This is a genomic window from Arthrobacter sp. CC3, assembly GCF_039907775.1.
GTDB lineage: Bacteria > Actinomycetota > Actinomycetes > Actinomycetales > Micrococcaceae > Arthrobacter.
In genome coordinates this window covers 1-1001 of sequence record NZ_JARCCY010000106.1, presented here as the reverse complement: position 1 = coordinate 1001, position 1001 = coordinate 1, and the positions used below count along the sequence as shown (strand labels likewise).

The 1001-nt window shown below is 60.2% G+C and carries 1 protein-coding gene; it reads left to right on the top strand.

Annotation, left to right across the window (positions count from 1 at the left end; all coding sequences use genetic code 11):
- Window positions 1–465 precede the first annotated feature (465 nt).
- The coding region (locus tag PV761_RS24185; protein ID WP_347900050.1) for a reverse transcriptase domain-containing protein at window positions 466–1001 on the top strand (536 nt) is incomplete at its 3' end.

Genomic DNA, 1001 nt, shown 5'->3' with positions numbered 1-1001 from the left:
GGTGTGAGTCCTCTGAAGGAGAAGGTGGTTTAACTTCTAGCCAATGGCAACTGCGTCATCGTGAGGTGGGGTGGGAAGGAAGCCGGAGGCAAATCCCTGCACCGAGGGACACGAACCGTATAAAAGGCATGCTGGTTGGGGTAAGCCAGCAACGGATGGTGAAGCCCGTTCCACCGAAACGGCCAGTATGTAAATGCGGCGGCGGCAGGGGGAAAGCAAATGTTCTTATCTGGGGAGATCTGTCCCAGTGCGTCACCTGTTTGTTGGTGGAGCGGTGCGGCCTTAAGGGTCGTGCTGATGGGGCAGAAGTCAGCCGAGGTCGTAGTACCGGTGGGGATCATGCTTGATTTGCCGGGAAGGGCTGAACGCTGGGAATTGATGGTTTGAAGCGGTGCTTCTCGTGTGTTCCACAGGAATCGCAGCCAACCCACGGGAGTGGTGGGACAGAGAGTGAAGGAGTGAACGGTGAATCCGGGATGGCCCCTGTCTGTGCGTAGTGAGGATCCGGCGGGTATCGGGGAGAACATCAGGGATGGTCAGGACCTGTGGGAGGAAGTCTTCTCCCGGCAGAATCTGATGATCGCGTTGAAACGTGTTGAGCGTAACCGGGGAGCTGCCGGTGCTGACGGGCTGCGCACGGAGGAACTCCGTGCGTGGTGCTTAGGACACTGGAAAGAGACCCGGGAAGCGTTGGACGCGGGTACGTATGCTCCGCTGCCGGTTCGCCAGGTGATGATTCCCAAACCTGACGGCGGGGAGCGGAAGCTGGGAGTACCGTCCGTGCTGGATCGGCTGGTCCAGCAGGCAGTCGCGCAAGTCCTGTCCCCGGTCTTCGATCCGGGGTTCGTGCCGGTCTCCTATGGGTTCCGGCCGGGCAAAAGCGCCCACGATGCGGTGAAGGTCGCCAGAACGGTGATCGGTCAAGGGTATCGGTGGGTGGTCGAGGTTGACCTGGATGCGTTCTTTGACCGGGTGAACCACGACGCGCTGATGGCCAGGGT